This window comes from Propioniciclava sp. MC1595 (genome assembly GCF_017569205.1).
Classification (GTDB): domain Bacteria; phylum Actinomycetota; class Actinomycetes; order Propionibacteriales; family Propionibacteriaceae; genus Propioniciclava.
On the sequence record NZ_CP071870.1, the window covers coordinates 1,798,612 to 1,821,402 of the forward strand.

General features: G+C 72.1%; 22 protein-coding genes. All 22 read right to left on the reverse strand.

Going from position 1 to position 22,791, the window contains the following annotated elements:
• Position 1: 1 nt before the first annotated feature.
• The 22 genes from J4N02_RS08555 to J4N02_RS08660 all read right to left on the reverse strand — a co-directional run bounded on the left by J4N02_RS08555 (position 2) and on the right by J4N02_RS08660 (position 22,572).
• Positions 2–994, reverse strand: coding sequence for an alpha/beta fold hydrolase (locus tag J4N02_RS08555; RefSeq protein WP_208090909.1), 993 nt, complete (start codon positions 992–994; stop codon positions 2–4).
• On the reverse strand, positions 991–2,934 hold the full coding sequence (locus J4N02_RS08560; protein WP_188334405.1) for a primosomal protein N': 1,944 nt from the start codon (positions 2,932–2,934) through the stop codon (positions 991–993). Before J4N02_RS08560 ends, J4N02_RS08555 begins: the two co-directional genes overlap by 4 nt.
• A gap of 38 nt (positions 2,935–2,972) precedes the next feature.
• On the reverse strand, positions 2,973–4,163 hold the full coding sequence (metK, locus tag J4N02_RS08565) for a methionine adenosyltransferase (RefSeq protein ID WP_208090910.1): 1,191 nt from the start codon (positions 4,161–4,163) through the stop codon (positions 2,973–2,975).
• A complete protein-coding gene (gene coaBC / locus J4N02_RS08570; RefSeq protein WP_188334406.1) occupies positions 4,160–5,383 on the reverse strand; it encodes a bifunctional phosphopantothenoylcysteine decarboxylase/phosphopantothenate--cysteine ligase CoaBC in 1,224 nt (407 codons plus the stop codon). The genes metK and coaBC overlap by 4 nt, the downstream gene beginning before the upstream one ends.
• Positions 5,384–5,405: 22 nt before the next feature.
• Positions 5,406–5,744 carry a DNA-directed RNA polymerase subunit omega gene (gene rpoZ, locus J4N02_RS08575; protein ID WP_188334407.1) on the reverse strand — a complete coding sequence of 113 codons (339 nt, stop codon included), beginning with the start codon at positions 5,742–5,744 and terminating at the stop codon, positions 5,406–5,408.
• Positions 5,745–5,757: 13 nt separating this feature from the next.
• Positions 5,758–6,321: a guanylate kinase gene (gmk, locus tag J4N02_RS08580; RefSeq protein ID WP_188334408.1), complete on the reverse strand. Its 564-nt coding sequence runs from the start codon at positions 6,319–6,321 to the stop codon at positions 5,758–5,760.
• Complete coding sequence (gene mihF / locus J4N02_RS08585) at positions 6,318–6,641, reverse strand: integration host factor, actinobacterial type (protein WP_182815084.1); 324 nt, start codon at positions 6,639–6,641, stop codon at positions 6,318–6,320. Before mihF ends, gmk begins: the two co-directional genes overlap by 4 nt.
• Before the next feature lie 69 nt (positions 6,642–6,710).
• Positions 6,711–7,517, reverse strand: a complete 807-nt coding sequence (pyrF, locus tag J4N02_RS08590; protein WP_188334409.1) for an orotidine-5'-phosphate decarboxylase — start codon at positions 7,515–7,517, stop codon at positions 6,711–6,713.
• Complete coding sequence (locus J4N02_RS08595; protein ID WP_188334410.1) at positions 7,514–8,584, reverse strand: quinone-dependent dihydroorotate dehydrogenase; 1,071 nt, start codon at positions 8,582–8,584, stop codon at positions 7,514–7,516. Before J4N02_RS08595 ends, pyrF begins: the two co-directional genes overlap by 4 nt.
• A gap of 10 nt (positions 8,585–8,594) precedes the next feature.
• Positions 8,595–11,906: a carbamoyl-phosphate synthase large subunit gene (gene carB / locus J4N02_RS08600; RefSeq protein ID WP_188334411.1), complete on the reverse strand. Its 3,312-nt coding sequence runs from the start codon at positions 11,904–11,906 to the stop codon at positions 8,595–8,597.
• A gap of 1 nt (position 11,907) precedes the next feature.
• Positions 11,908–13,038 carry a glutamine-hydrolyzing carbamoyl-phosphate synthase small subunit gene (carA, locus tag J4N02_RS08605; RefSeq protein ID WP_188334412.1) on the reverse strand — a complete coding sequence of 377 codons (1,131 nt, stop codon included), beginning with the start codon at positions 13,036–13,038 and terminating at the stop codon, positions 11,908–11,910.
• A gap of 14 nt (positions 13,039–13,052) precedes the next feature.
• Positions 13,053–13,487, reverse strand: coding sequence for a transcription antitermination factor NusB (gene nusB, locus J4N02_RS08610; protein WP_182815089.1), 435 nt, complete (start codon positions 13,485–13,487; stop codon positions 13,053–13,055).
• Entirely contained in the window at positions 13,484–14,053 is a 570-nt protein-coding gene (efp, locus tag J4N02_RS08615; RefSeq protein WP_182815090.1) for an elongation factor P, read from the reverse strand. The genes nusB and efp overlap by 4 nt, the downstream gene beginning before the upstream one ends.
• Before the next feature lie 63 nt (positions 14,054–14,116).
• On the reverse strand, positions 14,117–14,800 hold the full coding sequence (locus tag J4N02_RS08620; RefSeq protein ID WP_188334413.1) for an FMN-binding negative transcriptional regulator: 684 nt from the start codon (positions 14,798–14,800) through the stop codon (positions 14,117–14,119).
• Positions 14,800–15,885: a 3-dehydroquinate synthase gene (gene aroB, locus J4N02_RS08625; RefSeq protein ID WP_188334414.1), complete on the reverse strand. Its 1,086-nt coding sequence runs from the start codon at positions 15,883–15,885 to the stop codon at positions 14,800–14,802. The genes J4N02_RS08620 and aroB overlap by 1 nt, the downstream gene beginning before the upstream one ends.
• Complete coding sequence (locus tag J4N02_RS08630) at positions 15,882–16,391, reverse strand: shikimate kinase (RefSeq protein ID WP_188334415.1); 510 nt, start codon at positions 16,389–16,391, stop codon at positions 15,882–15,884. The genes aroB and J4N02_RS08630 overlap by 4 nt, the downstream gene beginning before the upstream one ends.
• Entirely contained in the window at positions 16,388–17,575 is a 1,188-nt protein-coding gene (gene aroC, locus J4N02_RS08635) for a chorismate synthase (RefSeq protein ID WP_188334416.1), read from the reverse strand. Before aroC ends, J4N02_RS08630 begins: the two co-directional genes overlap by 4 nt.
• A gap of 19 nt (positions 17,576–17,594) precedes the next feature.
• Positions 17,595–18,770 (reverse strand): endolytic transglycosylase MltG, encoded by a 1,176-nt coding sequence (mltG, locus tag J4N02_RS08640; RefSeq protein ID WP_188334417.1) that lies wholly within the window; start codon positions 18,768–18,770, stop codon positions 17,595–17,597.
• A 1-nt stretch (position 18,771) separates the two neighbouring features.
• Positions 18,772–19,251, reverse strand: coding sequence for a Holliday junction resolvase RuvX (ruvX, locus tag J4N02_RS08645; protein WP_188334418.1), 480 nt, complete (start codon positions 19,249–19,251; stop codon positions 18,772–18,774).
• Positions 19,248–21,923, reverse strand: coding sequence for an alanine--tRNA ligase (gene alaS, locus J4N02_RS08650; protein WP_188334419.1), 2,676 nt, complete (start codon positions 21,921–21,923; stop codon positions 19,248–19,250). The genes ruvX and alaS overlap by 4 nt, the downstream gene beginning before the upstream one ends.
• Positions 21,920–22,171 carry a hypothetical protein gene (locus tag J4N02_RS08655; protein WP_188334420.1) on the reverse strand — a complete coding sequence of 84 codons (252 nt, stop codon included), beginning with the start codon at positions 22,169–22,171 and terminating at the stop codon, positions 21,920–21,922. Before J4N02_RS08655 ends, alaS begins: the two co-directional genes overlap by 4 nt.
• Positions 22,168–22,572 (reverse strand): DUF948 domain-containing protein, encoded by a 405-nt coding sequence (locus tag J4N02_RS08660; protein WP_188334421.1) that lies wholly within the window; start codon positions 22,570–22,572, stop codon positions 22,168–22,170. The genes J4N02_RS08655 and J4N02_RS08660 overlap by 4 nt, the downstream gene beginning before the upstream one ends.
• Positions 22,573–22,791: the final 219 nt, after the last annotated feature.

Genomic DNA, 22,791 nt, shown 5'->3' on the forward strand with positions numbered 1-22,791 from the left:
CTTAGGCCCGCGCCGCCACCCGGTCGTGGAAGTCGGTGACCGCCCGCATCATCCGGGGTCCGCCGTGGCCCTCGTCCTCGACGATGACCAGCTCGCTGCCGGGCCAGGCCCGGTGCAGGCGCCACGCGGTCACGACCGGACCGGACACGTCCAGGCGCCCGTGCACGAGCTGGGCGGGCACCCGCGGCAGGGCGGACGCCTTGCCCAGGACGTCTGCGGGCGCGGCCCCGCCGGGTGCCCCGAAGGCGATGTGGTTCCACAGGCGGGCCACCAGCACCGTGAAGGCCTCCTGCTCGGCGGGTGGCCACTCCGAGAGCACCGGGGTGAAGCCGCCGGCACCGAGGGACACGTGGTGGTCCTCCCAGAGCGTCCAGGCCGCCGCCACGGCGCGCCGCACCGTCGCGTCGGGCGAACCCATGAGGCGGTCCAGGGCGGTGACGAGCGGCTCCTCCCCCGGCCGGTACCCCTCGGGCTGGCCGCAGAGCGTGTCCACGAGGACAGCGTGGGCCTCGGGGTGGATCCGACCGACGCCCTCGCTGAGCCACGTCACCTCCTCCGCCGAGGTCGTGGTCACCGCGGCCAGCGACACGGCGAGCACCCGCCCGGGGTGTGCCTGCGCGTAGGCCAGCGCCAGCGTCGACCCCCACGACACGCCGTACAGCAGCCAGGCCTCCACCCCGAGGTGCCGGCGGAGCTCCTCCAGGTCCGCGACGTACCGCTCGAGCGTGTGCGCGTCCCGCCCGTGGACCGGGTCGACGCGCGGGAGCGAGGCGCCGCACCCCCGCTGGTCGTAGGCGATGACCCGGTACCGCTCCGGGTCGAACGTGCGCACGAAGCCCCGCCGGCCCCGGCCCCCGCCCGGACCGCCGTGGAGGTGGACGGCCGGGATCCCCGTCGGGTTGCCCGAGCACTCCCAGGCGAGCTCGGCCCCGTCGGAGAGGGTCAGCATCCCGGCCACGTGCGGCTCGGTGCGCGGGTACACCGGCGCCGTCATGACGGGTCCACCTGCAGGCGCAGCGCCCCCGGCGCCTTGCGGGCCAGCCGGTCGGCCACGACCTCCTTCAGTCCCGCCACCAGCGCATCGCCGTGGGCGGGCGGGCACCGGACGGTCAGCCGCCACGTCTCCCCCTCGCCGGTGGTCTCCAGTGGCACCGGGCCGAAGTGCTCGGCACCCGGCACGGGGCGCCATGCGGCCTCGGCCTCGTCCAGCGCAGCCCGCGGGCCGTCGAACTGCACCAGCCGTGCCGCGGGCGGGAAGCGCGTGGCCACGCGCTCGGCGAGTTCCCGCGCCGCGAACCCGGGCGCGTCCAGCCGGATCAGGGCCTGGATCGCGCGGGCGTCCGGCTCCCCCACCGCCATCACGGTGCCCTGGTGGGAGCCCGGCCGCACGAGCGCGCACACGTGCAGCCAGCGACGCAGGGCCTCCTCGGCCGCGCGCAGGTCGGGCCGGCCGAGGAGGAGGCCCGTGTCCATCAGGATCGCCGCCGCGTACCCGGCCTCGGCGCGAGGCTCCGCGCCGGGGGTGGCCAGCACGAGCGCGGGTTCCTCCCCCACCTCGTCGACCAGGTGCCCCGACCACGACTGCACCACCCGCACCTGCGGGAACGCCCGGCCCAGTTCCTCCGCGGTCCTCCGGACGCCGACCGTCGGGGCCCGCAGCCGCCCGCCGCCGCACGTCGGGCACGCCCACGGCCCCGGCAGCACCCCGCACGACCGGCACACGAGCACCCCGCCCCGCTCGCCGCGCAGCGGGTGGCTGCACCGGGGACAGCGGGCGAGTTCCCGACATTCCTGGCACGCCATCGACGGTGCGTAGCCGGCCCGGGGCACTTGGAGCAGCACCGGCCCGCTGGCGAGCCCCGCCCGGATGGTCGTGAACACGTCGTGCGGCAGGCGGGCGGCCCTAGCGGCCGGGTCGCGGTCCTCCGCGCGGTCGCTGTGCGAGGCGGCGTGCACCGCGGGACCCAGCCGGCGCACCTCGCGCGGCTCGTGCGCCAGGGCGACGAGCCACCCCTTCTCGACGAGGGCCTGCACCTCGGCGGTGCGGCCGTAGCCGGCCAGCAGGAGGGCGGAGTGCTCCAGCCCGGCGCGCAGGGCGGCGACCTCGCGGGCGTGCGGGTAGGGCGCCCGGGGCTCGGCCAACAAGTCGTTGCCCTCGTCCCACACCGCCACCAGTCCGAGGTCGTGCACGGGGGCGTACACCGCGGCGCGCGTCCCCAGCACCAGGCGCACGTCGCCGCGTGCGACGGCGAGGAAGTTCCGGTAGCGCGTCGCGGGCCCCAGCTCGGCGGTGAGCGTCGTGAAGCTGCCCTTGCCGAACGCGGCGGTACAGCGCGCGACGAGGGCGTCCAGCGCATCCCCGTCCGGGACCACGACGATCGCACCCCGGCCCGCGGACAGGGTCGCGCCCACGGCGTCCAGCACCCCACCGGCCCAGTCGCCGGGCGCGCCGAACACGGGCACGGGGTTCCAGGCCGCCCGCAGCGGTTCGCCGGCCGCCAGCCCGGCGAGGTAGCGCTCGCCCCCGGGGTGGCCGGCCAGTACGCCCGAGGGCTCGGACGCCGCGGGCTCGGGCCGGTCGGGGCGCGCGGCTGCCTCGGACGCGGCGTGCCGCGGCGGGACCGCGAGGCGGGCTACGTCGGAGAACGTGCCGCCCCAGTGGTCGGCGACCTCACGCACCAGCCCGGCCACGGCATCGGACAGCACCACCTCGGGCGAGACGACCCGCTCCAGCGGCGCCAGCTTGTCGAGATCGGTGGTGTCGGCGACCTCGAGCACCCAGGCGTCGCGCAGCTTGCCCGCGAAGCGCACCCGGACCCGGACGCCCGGCTGCACGGCGTCGGCCTGCTCGTCGGTGATCGCGTAGTCGAACACGCGGTCGAGGTGCGGCAGCGGCACGTCGACCGCGACCCGCGCCACCCTGACCTGCCCCATGCGCCCGATCGTAGGGGGCGCAACCGACAAGGTCTGGGTCAGCCGCGCACGGCCTTCGCCAACGCCTCGGCGCGGTCGGTCCGCTCCCACGTCATCTCGGGCAGCTCGCGCCCGAAGTGCCCGTAGTTGGTGATCTTCGAGTAGATGGGACGCAGCAACTGCAGGTCGCGGATGATCGCGGCCGGGCGCAGGTCGAACACCGACAGGACGGCGTCGTTGATCTGCTCCACCGGGACCTTCTCGGTCCCGAAGCACTCGGTGTAGAAGCCGACCGGGTGCGCGCGGCCGATGGCGTAGGCCACCTGCACCTCGCACCGCTCGGCCAGGCCCGCGGCCACCACGTTCTTCGCCACCCAGCGCATGGCGTACGCGCCCGAGCGGTCGACCTTCGAGGGGTCCTTGCCCGAGAACGCGCCGCCGCCGTGGCGGGCCATGCCACCGTAGGTGTCGACGATGACCTTGCGGCCGGTGACCCCGGCGTCGCCCATCGGTCCGCCGATGACGAACTTGCCGGTCGGGTTCACGTAGGAGTTGTGGCCCGCCGACTCGATGTCGTAGGCGGCCAGCACCGGCTCGATGACGGACGAGATGATCGCGTCCCGGATCACGCCGTCGCGCCACGCCGCCTCGGTGTGCTGGGTGGAGACCACGACGGTGTCGACCCGCACGGGCTTCGCGCCGTCGTACTCGATCGTGACCTGGGTCTTGCCGTCGGGCAGCACCCACGGCAGCTCGCCGCTCTTGCGCACCTGCGCCAGGCGCTCGGACAGCCGGTGCGCGATGTCGATGGGCAGCGGCATCAGGGTCGGGGTGTCGAGGCAGGCGTAGCCGAACATGAGGCCCTGGTCGCCGGCGCCCTGGCGGTCGAGGTCGTCCCCGGCGACGCCGTCGCGCACCTCCTCGGCCGCGTCGACGCCCTGCGCGATGTCGGGGCTCTGCGAGCCCAGCGAGACCAGCACACCGCAGCTCTTGCCGTCGAAGGACGCCTCGGCCTTGTCGTAGCCGATCTTGAGGATCCGCTCCCGGGCGATGCTGGAGATGTCGGCGTAGGCCGTCGTCGAGACCTCCCCCGCCACCACGACGGTGCCGGTGGTCACGAGCGTCTCGACGGCCACCCGGCTGGCCACGTCGGCGGACAGGAGCGCGTCGAGCACGGCGTCGGACACCGCGTCGGCGACCTTGTCGGGGTGACCCTCGGTCACCGACTCCGACGTGAACAGACGACTCACTTCTTCTCCTGTCCGGCCGCCACGACGGCGTCCCAGATGCGGTGGGCGATCGCCGACTTGGAGCCGGCGGCCGCCTCGACGACGCCCGTGGCGTCGATGATGGTGACGGTGTTGTCGGGCTCGCCGAACACGGCCCCGCCCGACACGTTGTTGAGGACGAGCAGGTCGCAGCCCTTGCGCTCGAGCTTGGCCCGGCCCAGCTGCATCAGGGACGCCTCGTCGGCGGCCGTCTCGGCGGCGAAGCCGACGATCACCTGCTCACGCGGCCGGTCGTGGCTCAGGGTCTTGAGCACGTCCGTGGTCTGCTTGAAGGAGACGGTGAGCCCCCCGTCGCCGTCCTTCTTGATCTTCCCGTCGGCCGGCGCCTCGGGGGTGAAGTCCGCGGGCGCCGCGGCCATGACGATCGCGTCGGCGTCGGCCTGCAGTTCCAGCATCGCCTCGGCGAGCTCGGCGGTCGACCGCACGGTGCGGACGGTGCAGCCCGACGGGAGCGGCAGGGAGACGTTGGCGGCGACGAGCGTCACCCGGGCGCCGCGCAGGGACGCCGCGCGGGCCAGGGCGATGCCCTGCAGGCCGCTGCTGGCGTTGCCGAGGAAGCGGACGGGGTCGAGCGCCTCGTGGGTGCCCCCCGCGCTGACGACGACGTGGCGGCCGGTCAGGTCGCGGGCACGCACGGCGTCAGCGGTGCGCTCGTCACCCAGCACGGACGTGGCCACGGCGACGATGTCGACGGGCTCGGGGAGGCGTCCGGGGCCGGTGTCGGCGCCGGTCAGGCGGCCGGACGCCGGGTCCATGACGAGGACGCCCCGCTCGCGCAGCGTGGCCACGTTCGCCTGGGTGGCCGGGTGCAGCCACATCTCGGTGTGCATGGCCGGCACCATCAGGACGGGGCACGTCGCGGTGAGCAGGACGTTGGTGAGGAGGTCGTCGGCGCGGCCGGTCGCGGCCCGCGCGAGCAGGTCGGCGGTGGCGGGCGCCACGACGACGAGGTCGGCCTGCTGCCCGATACGGACGTGCGGGACCTCGGTGATGTTCTCGAAGACCGACGTGGCCACGGCGCGCCCCGACAGGGCGGCCCACGTCGTCGCACCCACGAACTCGAGCGCGTTCGGGGTGGGGACCACGGTGACCTCGTGGCCGGATTCGCTGAGTCGCCGGAGGACCTCGCACGCCTTGTAGGCGGCGATCCCCCCGGCGACACCGAGGACGATGCGACTCACGTCGGTCACCGGGACGCTGGGCTCAGGCCAGGTCGTCGGGGTCGAACGGGTCGAGGCCGAAGTCCGGGTCCGCCTCGGCCTCGGCGCGCGCGGCGGCCTCGGCCTCGGGGTCGATCTCGGTGACCTCGAGCACGTCGGCGTTGATCTCGCGCAGCGCGATGGTCAGCGGCTTCTCCTGCACCGAGGTGTCGACCAGCGGGCCGACGTTCTCGAGGAGGCCCTCGCCGAGCTGGCTGTAGTAGGCGTTGATCTGGCGCGCGCGCTTGGCGGCGAACAGGACCAGGCGGTACTTGGAGTCGACCTTGCTCAGGAGCTCATCGATCGGGGGGTTCGTGATCCCCTCGGGAATATGGGTGCTCAACGTCCATCCTTCATCACGTCTGGGGTTGCAAACCCAAGGAGTCTACCAGCTGCGCGACCGTGCGTCCCAACTCATCGTTCACGATGACCTCGTCGAACTCCTCGGCCGCCGCGAGCTCGATGCGGGCGGTCTCCAGACGGCGCGCGACCTGGTCGGGCGACTCGGTTCCCCGGCCCTCCAGCCGGCTCACGAGCGTCGACCAGTCGGGCGGCGCCAGGAAGACGAAATGGGCCTCCGGCAACGTCTCGCGGACCTGGCGCGCCCCCTGCAGGTCGATCTCCAGGATCACCGGGCGCCCCTGGGCCGCCGCCTCGAGGACCGGGCCCGCCGGCGTCCCGTACCGGTGCCGACCGTGGACGACGGCCCACTCCAGCAGGCCGTCGGTCTCGATGAGGCGGTCGAACTCCGCGTCGGAGGTGAACAGGTAGTGGACGCCGTCCACCTCGCCCGGTCGCGGGGGCCGCGTCGTCGCCGACACCGACACCCACACCTCGGGGTGGGACGCCCGCAGCAACTGCACCACGGTCCCCTTGCCGACCCCTGCCGGCCCGGAGATCACCGTGATGCCGTGCCTCACTTGAACTCGGCCTTGAGCCCCGCCACCTGGTGGCGCCCCAGGCCGCGGATGCGACGGTTCGACGCGATGTCGAGCTTCTCCATCACGGCGGTGGCGCGCTTCTCGCCGACACGCGGGAGGGACTTGAGCAGGTCGACGACCTTGACGTGCGCCAGCACGTCATCGGCCTGGGCGACGTCCAGCGCCTCACCGAGGGACAACGCCCCGGTGCGCACCTTGGCCTTCAACTCGGCGCGCACGCGGCGCGCCTGGGTTGCTGCAGCCCGAGCAGCCTGCAGCTGCTCGGTCGTGAGCTGGGGGATGGACACTCTGGCTCCCAACGGGTCATGCGGTGGACTTGGTACAGCAGATTAGACAACTTAACGGTTGATTCGGGCGAATCGTGGCGTTCACGAGGGCAGGAACGTGGCAACTCGTTGCCGTAGGGCCTCCGGGTCGGGCCCTGCCTGCAGGATGCCACGCCCCACCATGGGCAGCACGTTGTCGTAGGCGCTGCCGAACAGGCCGGGCAGGTCCTCCATGCGACCGCCCTGCGCCCCGATGCCCGGGACGAGGATGGATCCGTTGAACTCCGACACGTCGCACGCCAGCGACTGGTGGGTCCCGCCGACGACCAGGCCGATCGCGCGGGTGCGGGCGCGCGTGTTGAGCTCGCGGGCCGAATCGATGATCGTCTGCGCCACCGACCCCTCCTGCCCGAGCGCCAGCTGCACCTGCCCGCCCTCGGGGTTCGAGGTGCGGGCCAGCACGTAGACGCCCTTGTCGAAGGCGATCGCGCGCTCGAAGGCGGGCATGAGCGAGTCGAAGCCCAGGTAGGGCGACACGGTCACGGCGTCGCCGGCCAGGGGGGCGTGCGGCGCGAGGAACGCCTCGGCGTAGGCCTGCATCGTCGAGCCGATGTCGCCGCGCTTGGCGTCCAGGATGGACAGCGCCCCGGCCTCGCGGATGGCCGCGACCAGGCGCTCCAGCACGGCGAAGCCGGCCGAGCCGTACACCTCGAAGAAGGCGACCTGCGGCTTGAACACGGCGACCACGTCGCCGAGCCCGTTCACGACGGTGCGGCAATAGGCCTCCAGCCCGGACGCGTCGAGCGACAGTCCCCAGGCCGACAGCAGGGAGGGATGGGGGTCGATCCCGACGCAGAGGTTGCCGCGCTGGGCGACGACCTCCTTGAGCCGCTGGCGATAGGTGCTCACCTGACCTCCTCGTTGATGGACGCGATGAGGGCGGGACCCGCGTAGATGAAGCCAGTGTAGATCTGGACCAGGCTCGCGCCGACGTCCAACAGGGACTTCGCGTCGTCGGCGGTCATGACGCCGCCCGACCCGATCACCGGGAGGTCGGTGTGGCCGGCCACGTAGCCGACGACCTCGCGCGCACGGGCCGTCAGCGGCCGCCCGGACAGCCCGCCAGCCTCGTCGGCCAGGTGCCGGTCCGAGGGGGCCAAGCCCTCGCGCGACAGCGTGGTGTTGGTGGCGATCAGGCCCGAGACGCTGGCGTCCGTGGCGGCACCGAGGACCTCGTCGAGCTGATCGAAGGTCAGGTCGGGCGCGACCTTGACGAACACGGGCACGGGGTCGGCGGCGCGCAGCTGGCGGGCTCGGGTGGTGAGGGCGCCGAGCAGCTCGGCGAGCGCTCCCCCGTCCTGCAGCGAGCGCAGGCCGGGGGTGTTGGGGCTGGAGACGTTCACGGCGATGTAGTCGGCGTGGGGGTGCACGAGGTCGAACGAGGCCAGGTAGTCGGCCACGGCGTCCTCCACCTCGACCACCTTCGTCTTGCCGAGGCTGACGCCCAGTGGGATGCCCGCTGCGCCGTTGCCCCGGAACACGCCAGCGACCGCGAGCCGGTTGGCCAGGGCGAGCGCGCCGTGGTTGTTGAACCCCATCCGGTTGACCAGTCCGCCCGACTCCGGGGCCCGGAAGATGCGCGGCCGCTCGTTGCCCGGCTGGGCCTGGGCGGTGACCGTGCCGAGCTCGGCGAACGCGAAGCCCAGGTACTGCCACGCGAGGGCGGCGCGTCCGTCCTTGTCCATGCCGGCGGCCAGGCCGACCCGGCCCGGGAACCGGATGCCGGCCACCTCGACCGGCGACGAGGCGCTGCGCGTCGAGAGGCGGGCCAGGTCGCGCGCACCGGGGAGCTGGGCGAGCACCGACAGCGCCCGGATCATGTCCTCGTGGACGCTCTCCGGGTCCCCGCCCCGGGCCTTGAACAGCAGGGGGCGCAGGGCCCTCTCGTAACCCGTCCCCACGATGGTGCGCAGCATGGCCACGACCCTATCGCGCCATGAGCGCCGTCCAGTCCTGGAGTGACCGGACGCCGACCTCCCCCGCCTGCGTCGCCTCGATGCCCTGCACGGCCGCGGACAGGCCCTGCACCGTGGTGATGATCGGGATGTCCCGCAGGATGGCCGCCGAGCGGATCGACCAGCCGTCGCGGCGCGGCTGCCCGTCGGCGCCGGCCCCCTGCGGGGTGTTGAAGATCAGGTCCACCTCGCCGGCCAGGATGGCGTCCACGACCGTCGGGTGCCCGTCGGGTCCGCGCCCCTCGTGCGCCTTGCGCAGCACCTCGACCTCGATCCCGTTGCGGCGCAGCACCTGGGCGGTGCCGGCGGTCGCGACGATCCGGAAGCCGAGGTCGGCCAGCCGCTTCACGGGGAAGATCGCGTGCCGCTTGTCGCGGTTGGCGATCGACACGAAGGCGGTGCCGCCGGTGGGCAGGCCGCCGTAGCTGCCGGTCTGGGACTTGGCGAAGGCCGTGCCGAAGCGGGCGTCCAGACCCATCACCTCGCCGGTCGACTTCATCTCGGGGCCGAGCAAGGAGTCCACCGAGACGCCCTCGGCCGTCCGGAAGCGGTTGAACGGCATCACGGCCTCCTTGACCGCGATGGGGGCCGTCTCGATGAGCTCGGCGCCGTCGCCGGTCGCGCGCAGCACCCCGGCCGCGCGCAGGTCGGCGATCGACTCCCCCAGCATGACCCGGGCGCAGGCCTTGGCCAGCTGGGTGCCGGTGGCCTTCGACACGAACGGCACGGTGCGGGACGCCCGCGGGTTGGCCTCGAGCACGAACAGGGTGTCGCCCTGTAGCGCGTACTGGATGTTGATCAGGCCGCGGACGCCCACGCCCCGGGCGATCGCCTCGGTGGCGACCCGGATCCGCTCGATGACGTCGGTGCCCAGCGTGATCGGGGGCAGCGTGCACGCCGAGTCGCCGGAGTGGATGCCGGCCTCCTCGATGTGCTCCATGACCCCGCCCAGGTACAGGTCGCTGCCGTCGAACAGGGCGTCGACGTCGATCTCGATCGCGTCGTCGAGGAACCGGTCGACCAGCACCGGCTGCTGCGGGGTGATGAAGGTCGCCCGGTGGATGTAGCCGACCAGCGCCTCGTCGTCGTAGACGATCTCCATGCCGCGCCCGCCCAGCACATAGCTGGGGCGCACGAGCACCGGGTAGCCGATGCGGTTGGCGATCTCGACGGCCTGGGCGGCACTCTGCGCCATGCCGTAGCGCGGGGCGGGCAGCCCGGCCGCGACGAGGACGTCGCCGAAGGCGCCCCGCTCCTCGGCCGCGTTGATCGCCTCGGGGGAGGTGCCGACGATCGGCACCCCGTTGTCCTTGAGCGCCTGGGCGAGCTTCAGCGGCGTCTGTCCGCCCAGCTGCACGATGACGCCGGCCACCGGGCCCTTGTCAAGCTCGGCGTGGTAGACCTCGAGCACGTCCTCCAGCGTCAGCGGCTCGAAGTAGAGCCGGTCGGAGGTGTCGTAGTCGGTCGAGACGGTCTCGGGGTTGCAGTTGACCATCACGGCCTCGTAGCCGGCCTCGCGCAGCGCCATCGCGGCGTGCACGCACGAGTAGTCGAACTCGATGCCCTGCCCGATGCGGTTGGGGCCCGAGCCGAGGATGAGCACCGCGGGCTTCGTCCGCTCGGCGACCTCGTCCTCCTCGTCGTAGGTCGAGTAGTGGTAGGGCGTCCGGGCGGCGAACTCGGCGGCGCAGGTGTCGACGGTCTTGTAGACCGGGTTCACGCCCAGCGCCCACCGCACGCCCCGGATCACCTCGTCGGAGGTGTTCCGCAGCAGCGCGACCTGGTGGTCGGACAGGCCGATCCGCTTGGCCCGGCGCAGCAGGTCGGGGGCCAGGTTGTCGTGGTCGCGCACCTCCTGGGCGAGCTCCCAGACCTGCAGGATCTGATCGAGGAACCACGGGTCGATCCCGGTGGCCACGTGCAGCTGCTCCACCGTCGCCCCGGCCCGGAAGGCGCGCATGACGAGCTGGAGGCGTCCGTCGTGCGGCCGGCCGACGCGGGACAGGATGTCGTCGAGCGACTCGGGGATCGGCGAGGTGAGGTCGAAGGGGGCCTTCGGGTCCTCCAGCGAGCGCAGCGCCTTGTTCAGGGCCTCGGGGAAGTTGCGGCCGAAAGCCATCGCCTCGCCCACCGACTTCATGTGGGTGGTCAGCGTGTCCTCGGCCGTCGGGAACTTCTCGAACGCGAACCGGGGCACCTTGACCACGACATAGTCCAGCGTCGGCTCGAAGCTGGCCGGGGTCTGCTCGGTGATGTCGTTGTCGATCTCGTCCAGGGTGTACCCGACGGCGACCTTCGCGGCGATCTTGGCGATCGGGAACCCGGTCGCCTTCGACGCCAGCGCCGAGCTCCGCGACACGCGCGGGTTCATCTCGATGACGACCATGCGCCCGTCCACCGGGTTGACGGCGAACTGGATGTTGCAGCCGCCGGTGTCGACCCCGACCTCGCGGATGATCGCGATGGCGACGTCGCGCATGGCCTGGTACTCGCGGTCGGTCAGCGTCATCGCCGGGGCGACCGTGATCGAGTCGCCGGTGTGGACGCCCATCGGGTCGAGGTTCTCGATCGAGCAGATGATGACGACGTTGTCGGCCGCATCACGCATCACCTCCAGCTCGTACTCCTTCCAGCCCAGGATCGACTCCTCGGCCAGCACCTCGGTCACCGGCGAGGCGGCCAGCCCGATGGCGGCCATCTCGCGCAGCTCGGCCTCGTCGTGGGCGAAGCCCGACCCGACCCCGCCCATCGTGAAGCTGGGCCGCAGCACGAGCGGGTAACCGAGCTCGGACGCCGCGGCGAGCACGTCCTCCAGCGTGTGGCAGACCACCGACCGGGCCGACTCGGGCCTCGCGCCCGGGACGTCGAGGCCGGACACGATGTCCTTGAACTTCTCCCGGTCCTCGCCGCGCTGGATGGCGTCGAAGCTGGCGCCGATCATCTCGACCCCGTAGCGCTCGAGCACGCCGTTCTCGTGGAGGGCCACCGCCGTGTTGAGGGCCGTCTGGCCGCCCAGCGTGGGCAGGATCGCGTCGGGCCGCTCCAGCGCGATGACCTTCTCGACCATCTCGGGGGTGATCGGCTCGATGTAGGTGGCGTCGGCGAACTCGGGGTCGGTCATGATCGTGGCCGGGTTGGAGTTCACCAGGACCACCCGGAACCCCTCCTCCCGCAGCACGCGGCAGGCCTGGGTGCCCGAGTAGTCGAACTCGCAGGCCTGGCCGATCACGATCGGGCCCGACCCGATCACGAGGATCGAGCTGATGTCGGTACGGCGTGGCATGTCAGTTCCCCTCGAGCATCGCGACGAAACGGTCGAACAGGTAGGCCGAGTCGTGTGGGCCGGCGGCCGCCTCGGGGTGGTACTGCACCGAGAAGCCGCGCAGGCGGCCGTCGCCGTCGAGCAGCTCCAGGCCCTCGACGACGTCGTCGTTGAGACAGACGTGGCTGACCCGGGCCGTGCCCCAGCGGGTGTCGGTGTCGCGGTCCAGCGGTGCGTCGACCGCGAAGCCGTGGTTCTGGGCGGTGATCTCCACCTTGCCCGTCCGGCGGTCGAGCACGGGCTGGTTGATGCCGCGGTGGCCGTAGGTGAGCTTGTAGGTGCCGAACCCGAGGGCGCGCCCGAAGATCTGGTTGCCGAAGCAGATGCCGAAGTAGGGCAGGCCGGCGTCCAGCACCTCGGTGAGCAGCGCGACCGCCTCGCCGGCGGCGGCGGGGTCGCCGGGCCCGTTGCTGAAGAAGACACCGTCGGCCCCCGTGGCGCGGATGTCGGCCAGCGTCGAGGAGCCAGGCAGCACGTGCACCTCGATGCCGCGGCGGGCCATCATCGTCGGGGTCATGTCCTTGATGCCGAGGTCGACGGCGGCCACGGTGAAGCGGCGCTCCCCCTCGGCGGGCACGACGGCGGGCTGCTCGACCGTCACGTCGCCGACGAGGTTGGCGCCCGCCATGGGCGGCTGCTCGAGCACGCGCGCCAGGAGCTTGTCGGCGTCCGTCTCGGTGGTGGAGATGCCCACCCGCATGGCGCCGCGCTCGCGCAGGTGGCGCGTGAGGGCGCGGGTGTCGACCTCGGCGATGCCGACGACGCCCTGCTCGGCGAGCACCTCGTGCAGCGACCGGTTGGAGCGCCAGTTCGAGCGGACCCGGGACACGTCGCGCACGACGTAGCCGGCCACCCAGATGCGGCGCGACTCGTCGTCCTCGTCGTTCCAGCCCGTGTTGCCGATGTGCGGCGCGGTCGCGACCACGACCTGACGGTGGTAGCTGGGGTCGGTCAGCGTCTCCTGGTAGCCGGTCATGCCGGTGGAGAAGACGGCCTCGCCGAAGGTCTCGCCGGTGGCGCCGAAGGACACCCCACGGAAAACGCGACCGTCCTCGAGGACCAACAGAGCTGGTGGTGCGGTTCGAGGTTCCATGGTGGTGTCCTTCCTCACTCGGCCCCGGGATCCCCCGGAGCGGAAAGCCGTTGCACGGCGGCGTTGAGCAGCCCGTTCAGGAACGCGGGCGACTCGGGGGTGGAGAACTCGGCGGCCAGCCCGACGGCCTCGTCGATCGCGACGGGTGCGGGCGTGTCCGTGTGCGCGATCTCGAACAGCGCGATGCGCGCGAGGTTGCGGTCGACGCGGGCCATGCGCTCCAGCGTCCACGAACCGGTGAGGCTGGCCGCGATCACGGCGTCCAGCTCGTCGGCGTGCTCGATGCAGCCGTTGACCAGCTGGATCGTGAAGGGGCGCACGGGCGCCAGGCCGATGCGCTCGGCGAGCGTCTCCGCAGCGGGGCGGCCCCGCAGCTCGCTCTCGTACAGGACGTCGAGGGCGCGCTTGCGGGCCTTGGTCCGCGTGCTGTTGTCGCGGCGGTCGGTCACGCGCTGACGCGACCCAGGTAGCTGCCGTCGCGGGTGTCGACCTTGACCCGGGTGCCCTGCTCGATGAACAGCGGGACCTGGATCTGCTTGCCGGTCTCCAGCGTGGCGGGCTTGGTGCCGGCCGAGGAGCGGTCGCCCTGCAGGCCGGGCTCGGTGTAGGTGATCTCCAGCTCGACCGACGCCGGCAGCTCGATGTAGAGCGGGTTGCCGTCGTGGGTGGCGACGAGCGCCATCTGGTTCTCGAGCATGTAGTCCTTGGCGTCACCGACGATCTCGTCGGCGATGTTCAGCTGGTCGTAGGACACGGTGTCCATGAACACGAACGCGTGGCCGTCGTGGTACAGGTACTGCATCTCGCGGCGGTCGACCGTGGCGCTCTCGACCTTGGTGTCGGAGTTGAAGGTCTTGTCGACGATCTTGCCGGACAGGACGTTCTTCAGCTTGCTGCGGACGACGGTGTTGCCCTTGCCCGGCTTGTGGTGCTGGAACCAGATGACCTGCCAGAGCTGGCCGTCGATGTCGAGAACGGTGCCGTTCTTCAGGTCGTTGGTCGAGATGGTGGGCATGCATGGTCCTTCCGGCGTCGCGTTTCCAACGGAGAACTGTACCGGACGCCGCAGGCTGCGGCGTCAGCCGACCGGCGGGCGCAGGTGGCCCAGGTTGCGGCCCCGGATGTCGGCCAGCAGCGCGTGCCGCTGCTCGGCGTGCGGGACGCTGACCTCGTCCATCACGTCGGCCAGCGGGACGTTGCCCACCGAGCGCAACCCCGCGATCGCGCCGGCGATGTCGGCCGGGGTCCGGTTCTGGTTGAGCTTGGCCTTGGCCTCGACCCGGGCGATGGGCAGCTCGATGCCGACGATGGCGCGCAGCATCCGCTCGATGGCGTCGGGGTCGACCTTGTCGGTGTCGTAGCCGAACCGGTCGGACATGTCCCACACCGCGGCGCGCAGCCACTCGGCGTCGTCGTGGACTACCAGCGGCCCGTAGGCGTGCACCGTGACGTAGTTCCACGTCGGGACGCCCGGGGCCTCGGCGTTGGAGGCGTACCAGTCGGCGTCGATGTAGCCGTCGGGCCCCGACAGGATCGCCAGCGCCTCGCCCAGGTGGGGTTCCTTCCACACCGGGTTCACCCGGGTCACGTGGAAGACGAGCGAGCCGAGACCCTCGCCCGCGGCGTCCGGACGCCACGTGAGGGGCAGCAGGGTCGCGACCGGCCCGGTCTCGTGGGCCGTGACCAGCTGGGCCGTCTCGGCGGTCCCGAGCAGCGACCGGACGTGCTCGTCGGTCATCGCGAAGTGACGCGGGGTGTACATCAGCCGGCGAGCTCGGCGTAGGTGTCGCGCAGGAGGCCCTCGTCGGGGGCCTCGGCGATGAACGGGCTGCCCACGGCGTCCAGCAGCACGAACCGCAGCGACCCGGCCCGGGTCTTCTTGTCGAGGTTCATGGTCTCGCGCAGGTCGTCCCAGGCGTCGGCGTCGTAAGTGAGCGGCAGTCCCACCGACCCGAACACCGCCCGGTGGCGCTCGACGAAGGCGTCGTCGGCGTGGCCGAGGTTGCGGCTGAGCAGCGCCGCGAACTGGGCGCCGATGCTGACCGCGTAGCCGTGGCTCATCGTGTACTTCTCGCGACGCTCGATCGCGTGCGCGAGCGTGTGGCCGTAGTTGAGCAGCTCGCGTCCCACCTGCGCGCCGGCGCTGGTGCGCTCGCGCAGGTCGCCGGCGACGACGCCGGCCTTGACCTCCATCGACCGGGACACAGCCTCGGCGAGCGCGGCGCTGCCCGGGGTCAGGAGCGCCTGCGGGTCGGCCTCGAACAGCTCGAGGGTGCGGGGGTCGGCGATGAAGCCGTGCTTGGCCATCTCGGCCAGGCCCCCGCGCAGGTCGTCGGTCGGCAGGCTGGTCAGGAAGTCCAGGTCGGCCAGGACCGCGGCCGGCTCCCAGAACGCGCCGACGAGGTTCTTGCCCGCCTTGAGGTTGATGCCGGTCTTGCCGCCGACCGCGGCGTCCACCATGGCCAGCAGGGTCGTGGGCACCGACACGTACCGGACGCCGCGCAGCCAGGTCGCGGCCACGAAGCCGGCCAGGTCGGTGGTCGCTCCCCCGCCGAGGCCGACGACGGCGTCGGTGCGGGTGAACCCGTCCTCGGCGAGGATCTTCCAGCAGGCGTCCAGCACCTTGGCGGTCTTGGCCTTCTCGCCGCGCGGCAGCTGGACCTGCGTCACCTCGGCGTCGAGTTGGTGGGCCAGCGCGGTCGCCTCGTCACCCAGCACCTTGGGGTGCAGGATCGCGACGCGGGCGGCATCCCCGACGGCCGCGCGCAGGCCCGAGACGGCCCCGTGGCCGACCGTCACGTCGTAGGGCTGGGCCGTCGCGACGTGGATGGTGCTCAACCCGCTCATGCTGCCGGCTCCTGCAGCCGAGCGATGATCTCCTCGACGACCTCGACCGGCTCGCGCCCGGAGGTGTCGACGTGGAGGCGGCCGACCGCCGCGTAGACGGGCGTGCGGGCCCGCAGCATCGTGATCAGGGTCGCCCGGATGCCCCCGCCGGCCAGCAGCGGTCGGCTGTCGTCCAGGCCGACGCGCTTGAACGCGTCGTGGGCGTCCACCTTGAGCCAGACGGTCTGCACGTCGGCCAGCGCCTCGGCGATCGCCGGGGTCATGGGCGCGCCGCCGCCGAGGCTGACCACGCCGTCGCCGACGAGCAGCGACAGGGTGGCGTCCTTCTCGATGGCGCGGAAGGCCTCCTCGCCGTCGTCGGCGAAGATCTCGCGGACGAGCTTGCCGTGCATCCGCTCGATCTCGGTGTCGACGTCGAAGAACGGCAGCCGCAGCCGCTCGGCCAGCAGCGCTCCGACGGTCGACTTGCCCGAGCCGGGGGCGCCGATCAGGGCGATCGTGGTCACGCCAGCCCCCGCTCGCCCAGGCGGTCGAGGTAGGCGCGGTGGTTGCGGGAGGTCTCGGCCAGCGAGTCGCCGCCGAACTTCTCCAGCATCTGCTCGGCCAGCACCAGCGCGACCATGGCCTCGGCGACGACGCCGGCGGCCGGCACCGCGCACACGTCGGAGCGCTGGTGGTGGGCCTGGGCCGGGGTCATGGACGCCGTGTCGACCGTCCGCAGCGCGCGCGGCACGGTCGCGATCGGCTTCATCGCGGCGCGGACGCGGAGCACCTCGCCGGTGCTCATGCCGCCCTCGGTGCCGCCGGAGCGGTTGCCGGTGCGGGCGATGTGGTCGCCGTCCAGCACCATCTCGTCGTGGGCCAGCGACCCGCGGGTGCGGGCGAGCTCGAACCCGTCGCCGACCTCGACCCCCTTGATGGCCTGGATCCCCATGAGGGCGCCCGCGAGGCGGGCGTCGAGGCGGCGGTCGCCCTGGCTGTGCGAGCCGATGCCGGGGGGCAGGCCGGTCGCGACCACCTCGACGACGCCGCCGATGGTGTCGCCCTCGGCCTTGGCGGCCTCGATCTCGGCGAGCATGCGGGCCGAGGACTCGGCGTCGAAGCAGCGCACCGGGTCGGCGTCGATGGCGTCGCGGTCGGCGAACGTCGGCAGCGCCAGCCCCGTCGAGCGGACCGGGCCGATCTCGACGACGTGGCTGACGACCTGCACCCCGTAGGCCTGGTCGAGGAAGTTGCTGGCGATCCGGCCGAGGGCCACGCGGGCCGCGGTCTCACGGGCGGAGGCGCGCTCGAGGATGGGACGGGCCTCGTCCCACTCGTACTTCTGCATGCCGGCCAGGTCGGCGTGGCCGGGGCGCGGACGGGTGAGGGCGGCGTTGCGGGCCTGCTGATCGAGGACGGCCGGGTCGACCTCGTCGGGGGCCATCACGGTCTCCCACTTGGGCCACTCGGTGTTGCCCACCATGACCGCGATGGGCGAGCCCAGCGTCTCGCCGTGGCGGATGCCGGTGAGCATCGTCACCTCGTCGGCCTCGAACTTCATCCGGGCCCCCCGGCCGACGCCGAGCCGGCGGCGCCGCAGCGCCTCGGCCAGGTCGTCGGTGCTGACACGGACGTGGGAGGGGATGCCCTCGATCGTCGCCACCAGGGCGCGACCGTGGGACTCCCCTGCGGTCAACCAACGCAACATGGGCGTCAGTCTCCCACGGTCAGCCGGTGCACTTCTTCTGGTTCTCAGGGCTGGCCGCGCACCACGCGCGCAGCTCGGCCACGGCGGCGTTGTGCTCGTCCAGCGTGTTGGTGAACTTGGTCTCACCGGTGTCGAGGTCCACGGTCACGAAGAACAGCCAGTCGCCCTCGGCCGGGGCCAGGGCCGCCTCCAGCGCGGACCGCTCGGGCGAGCTGATCGGGCCCGGGGTGAGCTTGCCGGCCGTCGACGGGTGGTAGGTGTTGTACGGGCTGTCCAGCGCCCGCTCGGCATCGGTGGTGGCCGCACGACCGGTGGTGTTGTTGGCGTACGCCGTCGTCGCGTCGGACTGCAGGGGCATGCCCTTCTCGAGGCGGTTGTAGAACACCCGGGCGACCATCGCGCGGTCCTCGGCGCTGCGGGCCTCGCGCTCGACGATGCTGGCCATGACCAGCGTCTGGTACGGGTCGCCGAGCGGGGTGGATGCCGCGCGGTTCTCGAAGTCGATCTCGGCCGCCACCTTCTTGAAGTGGTTGACCGGGATCTGCAGCACCGACAGCGCGGTCGGGTCGGCCCCGATCTCGTAGGTCTCGGGGTACAGGAAGCCCTCGGCCTTGCCGCCGGCCCACTCGGGCAGGCCCAGCTCGGCGGGGTCGTCGATGACCGCCTGCAGTTCCTCCTGCGGGATCTTCGTGCGCTCGGAGATCTGCGCCAGGGCCTCGGAGAGGCGCAGCCCCTCGGGGATGCGCATCATGTTGCGCACGATGTTGGCCGGGTCGAGCAGCCGGTCGAAGGCGCTCTGCGCCGAGATCTCGGTGCGGAGGTTGTAGGTGCCCGCCTGGATCCTCGCCGCCTCGTCGGGGCGGCTCCGGGCGTACTTGGTGAAGGTGTCGGCGGACTTCACGACGTTGGCTTCCTGCAGCATGGTCGCCATCTGGCCCATCGTGGAGCCTGCGGGGATCGTGACCTGCACGTCCTCCAGCCCGGCCACGCTGATGTAGTCCTCCTGGGTGCGGAAGTCCATGAAGGCGTCCCAAGCGCGGTTCCCGACGAACCAGCCGCCGCCCACGATCACGGCCAGGGCGACGAGCACGGCCGCCCAACCCTTCATGCGGTGGCGCACCTCCGCCATGTCCCACTGCCCCGTCTCGGGGTCGCGCAGCCTGTCCCGTCGGCGGGCCCGGCGAGGCTCGGTCATGTCACACCTTTCCTTCGATTCGCTCCCCGGCCCGCGCGCCGGTGAGGCGTTCGGTGTCGAGCGCGTGGTTCAAGATTGCCACGGCGGCGGCCTGGTCGATCACGGCGCGCTGGGTCTTGGCCGACCTGCCCGCCTCCTGCAGCTGCCGCGTCGCGGACACCGTGGTCATCCGCTCGTCCACCAGGTGCACGGCCACGTCGGGGAACGTGCGCGCCAGCCACCGTGCCTGGCCCCGCGCCTTCGCGGCGGACTCCCCCTCCGCACCCCGCAGGTGGCGGGGCAGGCCGAGGTAGGCCACGACGGGTTCGTACTCTTCCACGATCGCCGTCAGGCGGTCGCGCACGACCCGGGCGTCGGACGCCGGCGCGATCGTCTCCACGGGGAAGGCGAGGACGCCGCCGGCATCACACGCCGCGACCCCGATGCGCGCCTGCCCCCAGTCGATGCCGAGCCGGACGCCGCGCAGTGCGTCGTCCGTCATCCGGCCAGGGCGTCGCGGATCGCGGCCAGCGCCGCGTCGGTGCCCGCGGCGTCGGAGCCACCGCCCTGGGCGAGGTCGTCCTTGCCGCCGCCCTTGCCGCCGAGCTGGGCCGCGGCGACGCCGACCAGCTGGCCGGCCTTCGCGCCGGCCGCGCGGGCGGCGTCGGTGGTGGCCACGATCACGACTGGCTTCGCCTCGCCGCCGACCAGCGCGACGACCGCCGGCTGGCTGGACAGCTTGTCGCGCAGGCCCATGGCCAGCGTGCGCAGGTCGCCGCCGCCGACACCGGGCATGGCGCGGGCGACGAGCTTGACCGCACCGACGTCGGTGGCCGAGGCGGCCAGGGCGTCGAGGTTGCCGAGCAGCTGCTGGGTGCGCAGGTCGGCGATCTCCTTCTCGGCCGACTTGAGCTGGGCGAGCAGCTTCTCGACGCGGTCGACGAGCTGGTCGGGCTGGGTCTTGAGCGTGTCGGCCAGGGTGCCGACCAGGGCGCGCTCGGCGGCGAAGCGCGAGAAGGCGTCCCCGCTCACCAGCGCCTCGACGCGGCGGATGCCGGAGCCGATCGAGCCCTCGCCGAGCAGGTTCACCAGCCCGATCTGGGCGGTCGAGCCCACGTGCGTACCACCGCACAGCTCGCGGCTCCAGGCGCCGTTGAGCTCGACCATGCGCACGACGTTGCCGTACTTCTCGCCGAACATGGCCTGGGCGCCGAGCGCCTTGGCCTCGTCCAAGGGCATCTCGCGGTCGGTGACGGCGAAGTTGTCGCGGACCGCCTGGTTCACGATGCCCTCGAGCTCGGCCTTGGCGTCGGTCGAGAGCCCGGCCGTGGCATTGAAGTCGAAGCGCAGGTAGCCGGGCTTGTTGTACGAGCCGGCCTGGTGGGTGGTGTCGCCCAGCAGCTGGCGCAGCGCGGCGTTGACGATGTGCGTGGCGGTGTGGGCCTGGCACGCGCCGAGGCGCGCCGCGGCGTCCACCTGCGCCAGCACCTCGGCGCCCGCGGTTAGCTCGCCCTCGTTGACCAGCACCTTGTGCACGACCAGGCCCTGGACGGGACGCTGCACGTCGAGCACGTCGAGCGCCAGGCCGGGCGCAGTGAGGACGCCGGCGTCGGCGTCCTGGCCACCGGCCTCGGCGTAGAACGGGGTCTCGGCCAGCACGACCTCGACGACGTCGCCGGGCTGGGCGGACGGGACGACCGCACCGTCGCGCACGATGCCGCGCACGCGGCTGGGCACGGTCAGGTCGGTGAAGCCGAGGAACGGGGTCTCGCCCGCCTCACGCAGCTGGCGGTAGGCCTCGGTGTTGACTGCGCCGCCCTTCTTGGCGCGGGCGTCGGCCTTGGCGCGCGCCTTCTGCTCACCCATGAGGCGGGTGAACTCGGCGCGGTCGACCTCGAGGCCGGCCTCGGAGGCCATCTCGAGGGTCAGGTCGATGGGGAACCCGTAGGTGTCGTGCAGCTGGAACGCCTGGTCGCCGGCCAGCGTGGTCTGCCCGGCCGCCTTGGCGTTGCGCACCGCGACGTCGAAGATCTGGGTGCCGGAGGCCAGCGTCCGCCGGAAGCTCTCCTCCTCGGCGTACGCGGACGCCGACACGCGGGCCCACTCGCTGGTGACCTCGGGGTAGGACTCCTCCATGAGGCCCTTGCTGATCGGGAGCAGTTCGGGCAGCACCGGGTCGTGCACGCCCAGCAGGCGCATCGCGCGCACGCTGCGGCGCAGCAGGCGGCGCAGGACGTAGCCGCGGGCCTCGTTGCCGGGGGTGACACCGTCGGTCATGAGCATGAGGCCGGAGCGCACGTGGTCGGCCACGACGCGCATGCGCACGTCGTCGTCGTGGTTCGCGCCGTAGCGCTTGCCCGACAGCTCGGCGGCCTTCTCGATGACCGGGAAGATCTGGTCGATCTCGTACATGTTGTCCTTGCCCTGCATCAGGTAGGCAACACGCTCCAGGCCCATGCCGGTGTCGATGTTCGGCTTCGGCAGCGGGCGCAGCACGTCGAAGTCGTCCTTGGCACGGACCGCGGACAGCTCCTGCTGCATGAAGACGAGGTTCCAGATCTCGAGGAAGCGGTCCTCGTCGACGACCGGGCCGCCCTCGGGGCCGTAGGCCGGACCGCGGTCGATGTAGATCTCGGAGCAGGGTCCGCCGGGGCCGGGGACGCCCATGTTCCAGTAGTTGTCCTTCAGGTCGCGGCGCTGGATGCGCTCGTCGGGCAGGCCGACGGACCTCCACAGCGCGACCGCCTCGGCGTCCCCCTCGGGGAAGTCGGGGTGGTGGCCGGGGCCGAGCACGGTGACCCACACCTTGTCGGGGTCGAAGCCGAGCCCGCCGCCGTCGACCGAACCGGTGACCAGCTTCCAGGCGTGCTGGATCGCACCCTCCTTGAAGTAGTCACCGAAGGAGAAGTTGCCGTTCATCTGGAAGAAGGTGCCGTGGCGGGTGGTCTTGCCGACCTCCTCGATGTCGAGGGTGCGCACGCACTTCTGGCAGCTGGTGGCGGTGTCGTAGGGCGCGTCCTCGGCGCCGGTGAAGTAGGACTTGAACGGCACCATGCCGGCGTTGACGAACAGCAGGGTCGGGTCGTTGTAGACCAGCGACGCAGAGGGCACCAGGGTGTGCCCGGCGGCGGTGAAGTGGTCCAGGAACCGGCGCCGGATCTCCGCGGTCTTCATTCCAGTTGTCCTCTTTCGTCCTTGGTGAGCAGGGCCATCAGCTCGGATCGCTTGGCCGCTCGGGCGTTGCTGAACGTGGTGGCGAAGTCGTCGAGCCAGAGCTTCGCCTTGTCGGTGGTCTCCTCGGCGCGGCGCTCGATCTCCTCGGCCATCCCCGCCGGAGTCAGTCGTCGATAGTACTCCCGGCCCTTGACGGCGACGAACACCGACGTCGCAGCGCCCGCAAAGAACCAGAAGCTGCGGCTCACCGGCTCTGCCCCTCGACCTTGGCCGCGATCGCGGTGCGCAGGGCGTGCGAAGTGGACGCCACCGCCACCAGGGGGCGTCCGACAGCCGCGGTCATGATCTTGGACAGTGCTGCAGTGTTCTCCACCACCGTGCTGGCGTGGTTGCTGACGCGCGCCACGTCGGCGGTGACCTTCTCGACCTCCGCCGTGACATCGCTGATCTTGGCGATCTCGTGATTGGTGACCGTGACCGTCTCCTTGAGTTCGGACAGGATCGGGGTCGTCCCGGTTCCGACATCCTTGACGGCAGTTGCGAGTTCGTCGAGCACCTTGCCCAGCTTGAGCAGCGGGATCGCGCACATGCCCACGAGGAACACGAACGCGATGGCGGCGATGAGCCCGGCGACTTCTCCGACAGACATGATTCCCCTGCGATTCGACAACGCGGGCCAGCCTACTTCAGACGGTGGCGACGACTGCTCGCAGCCATCATCGGCACGCACCCGAGCACTGGGGCCGGCATCCCATCCGTAGACCGGGGGTTGAGACCTGTCTTGAGTGTCGTACCGAAATCATTGAGACTGATCTCTGTGCTGAACATTGGGCGTTCCCAACCTGTCGACGACTCCGCTACCCCCGCG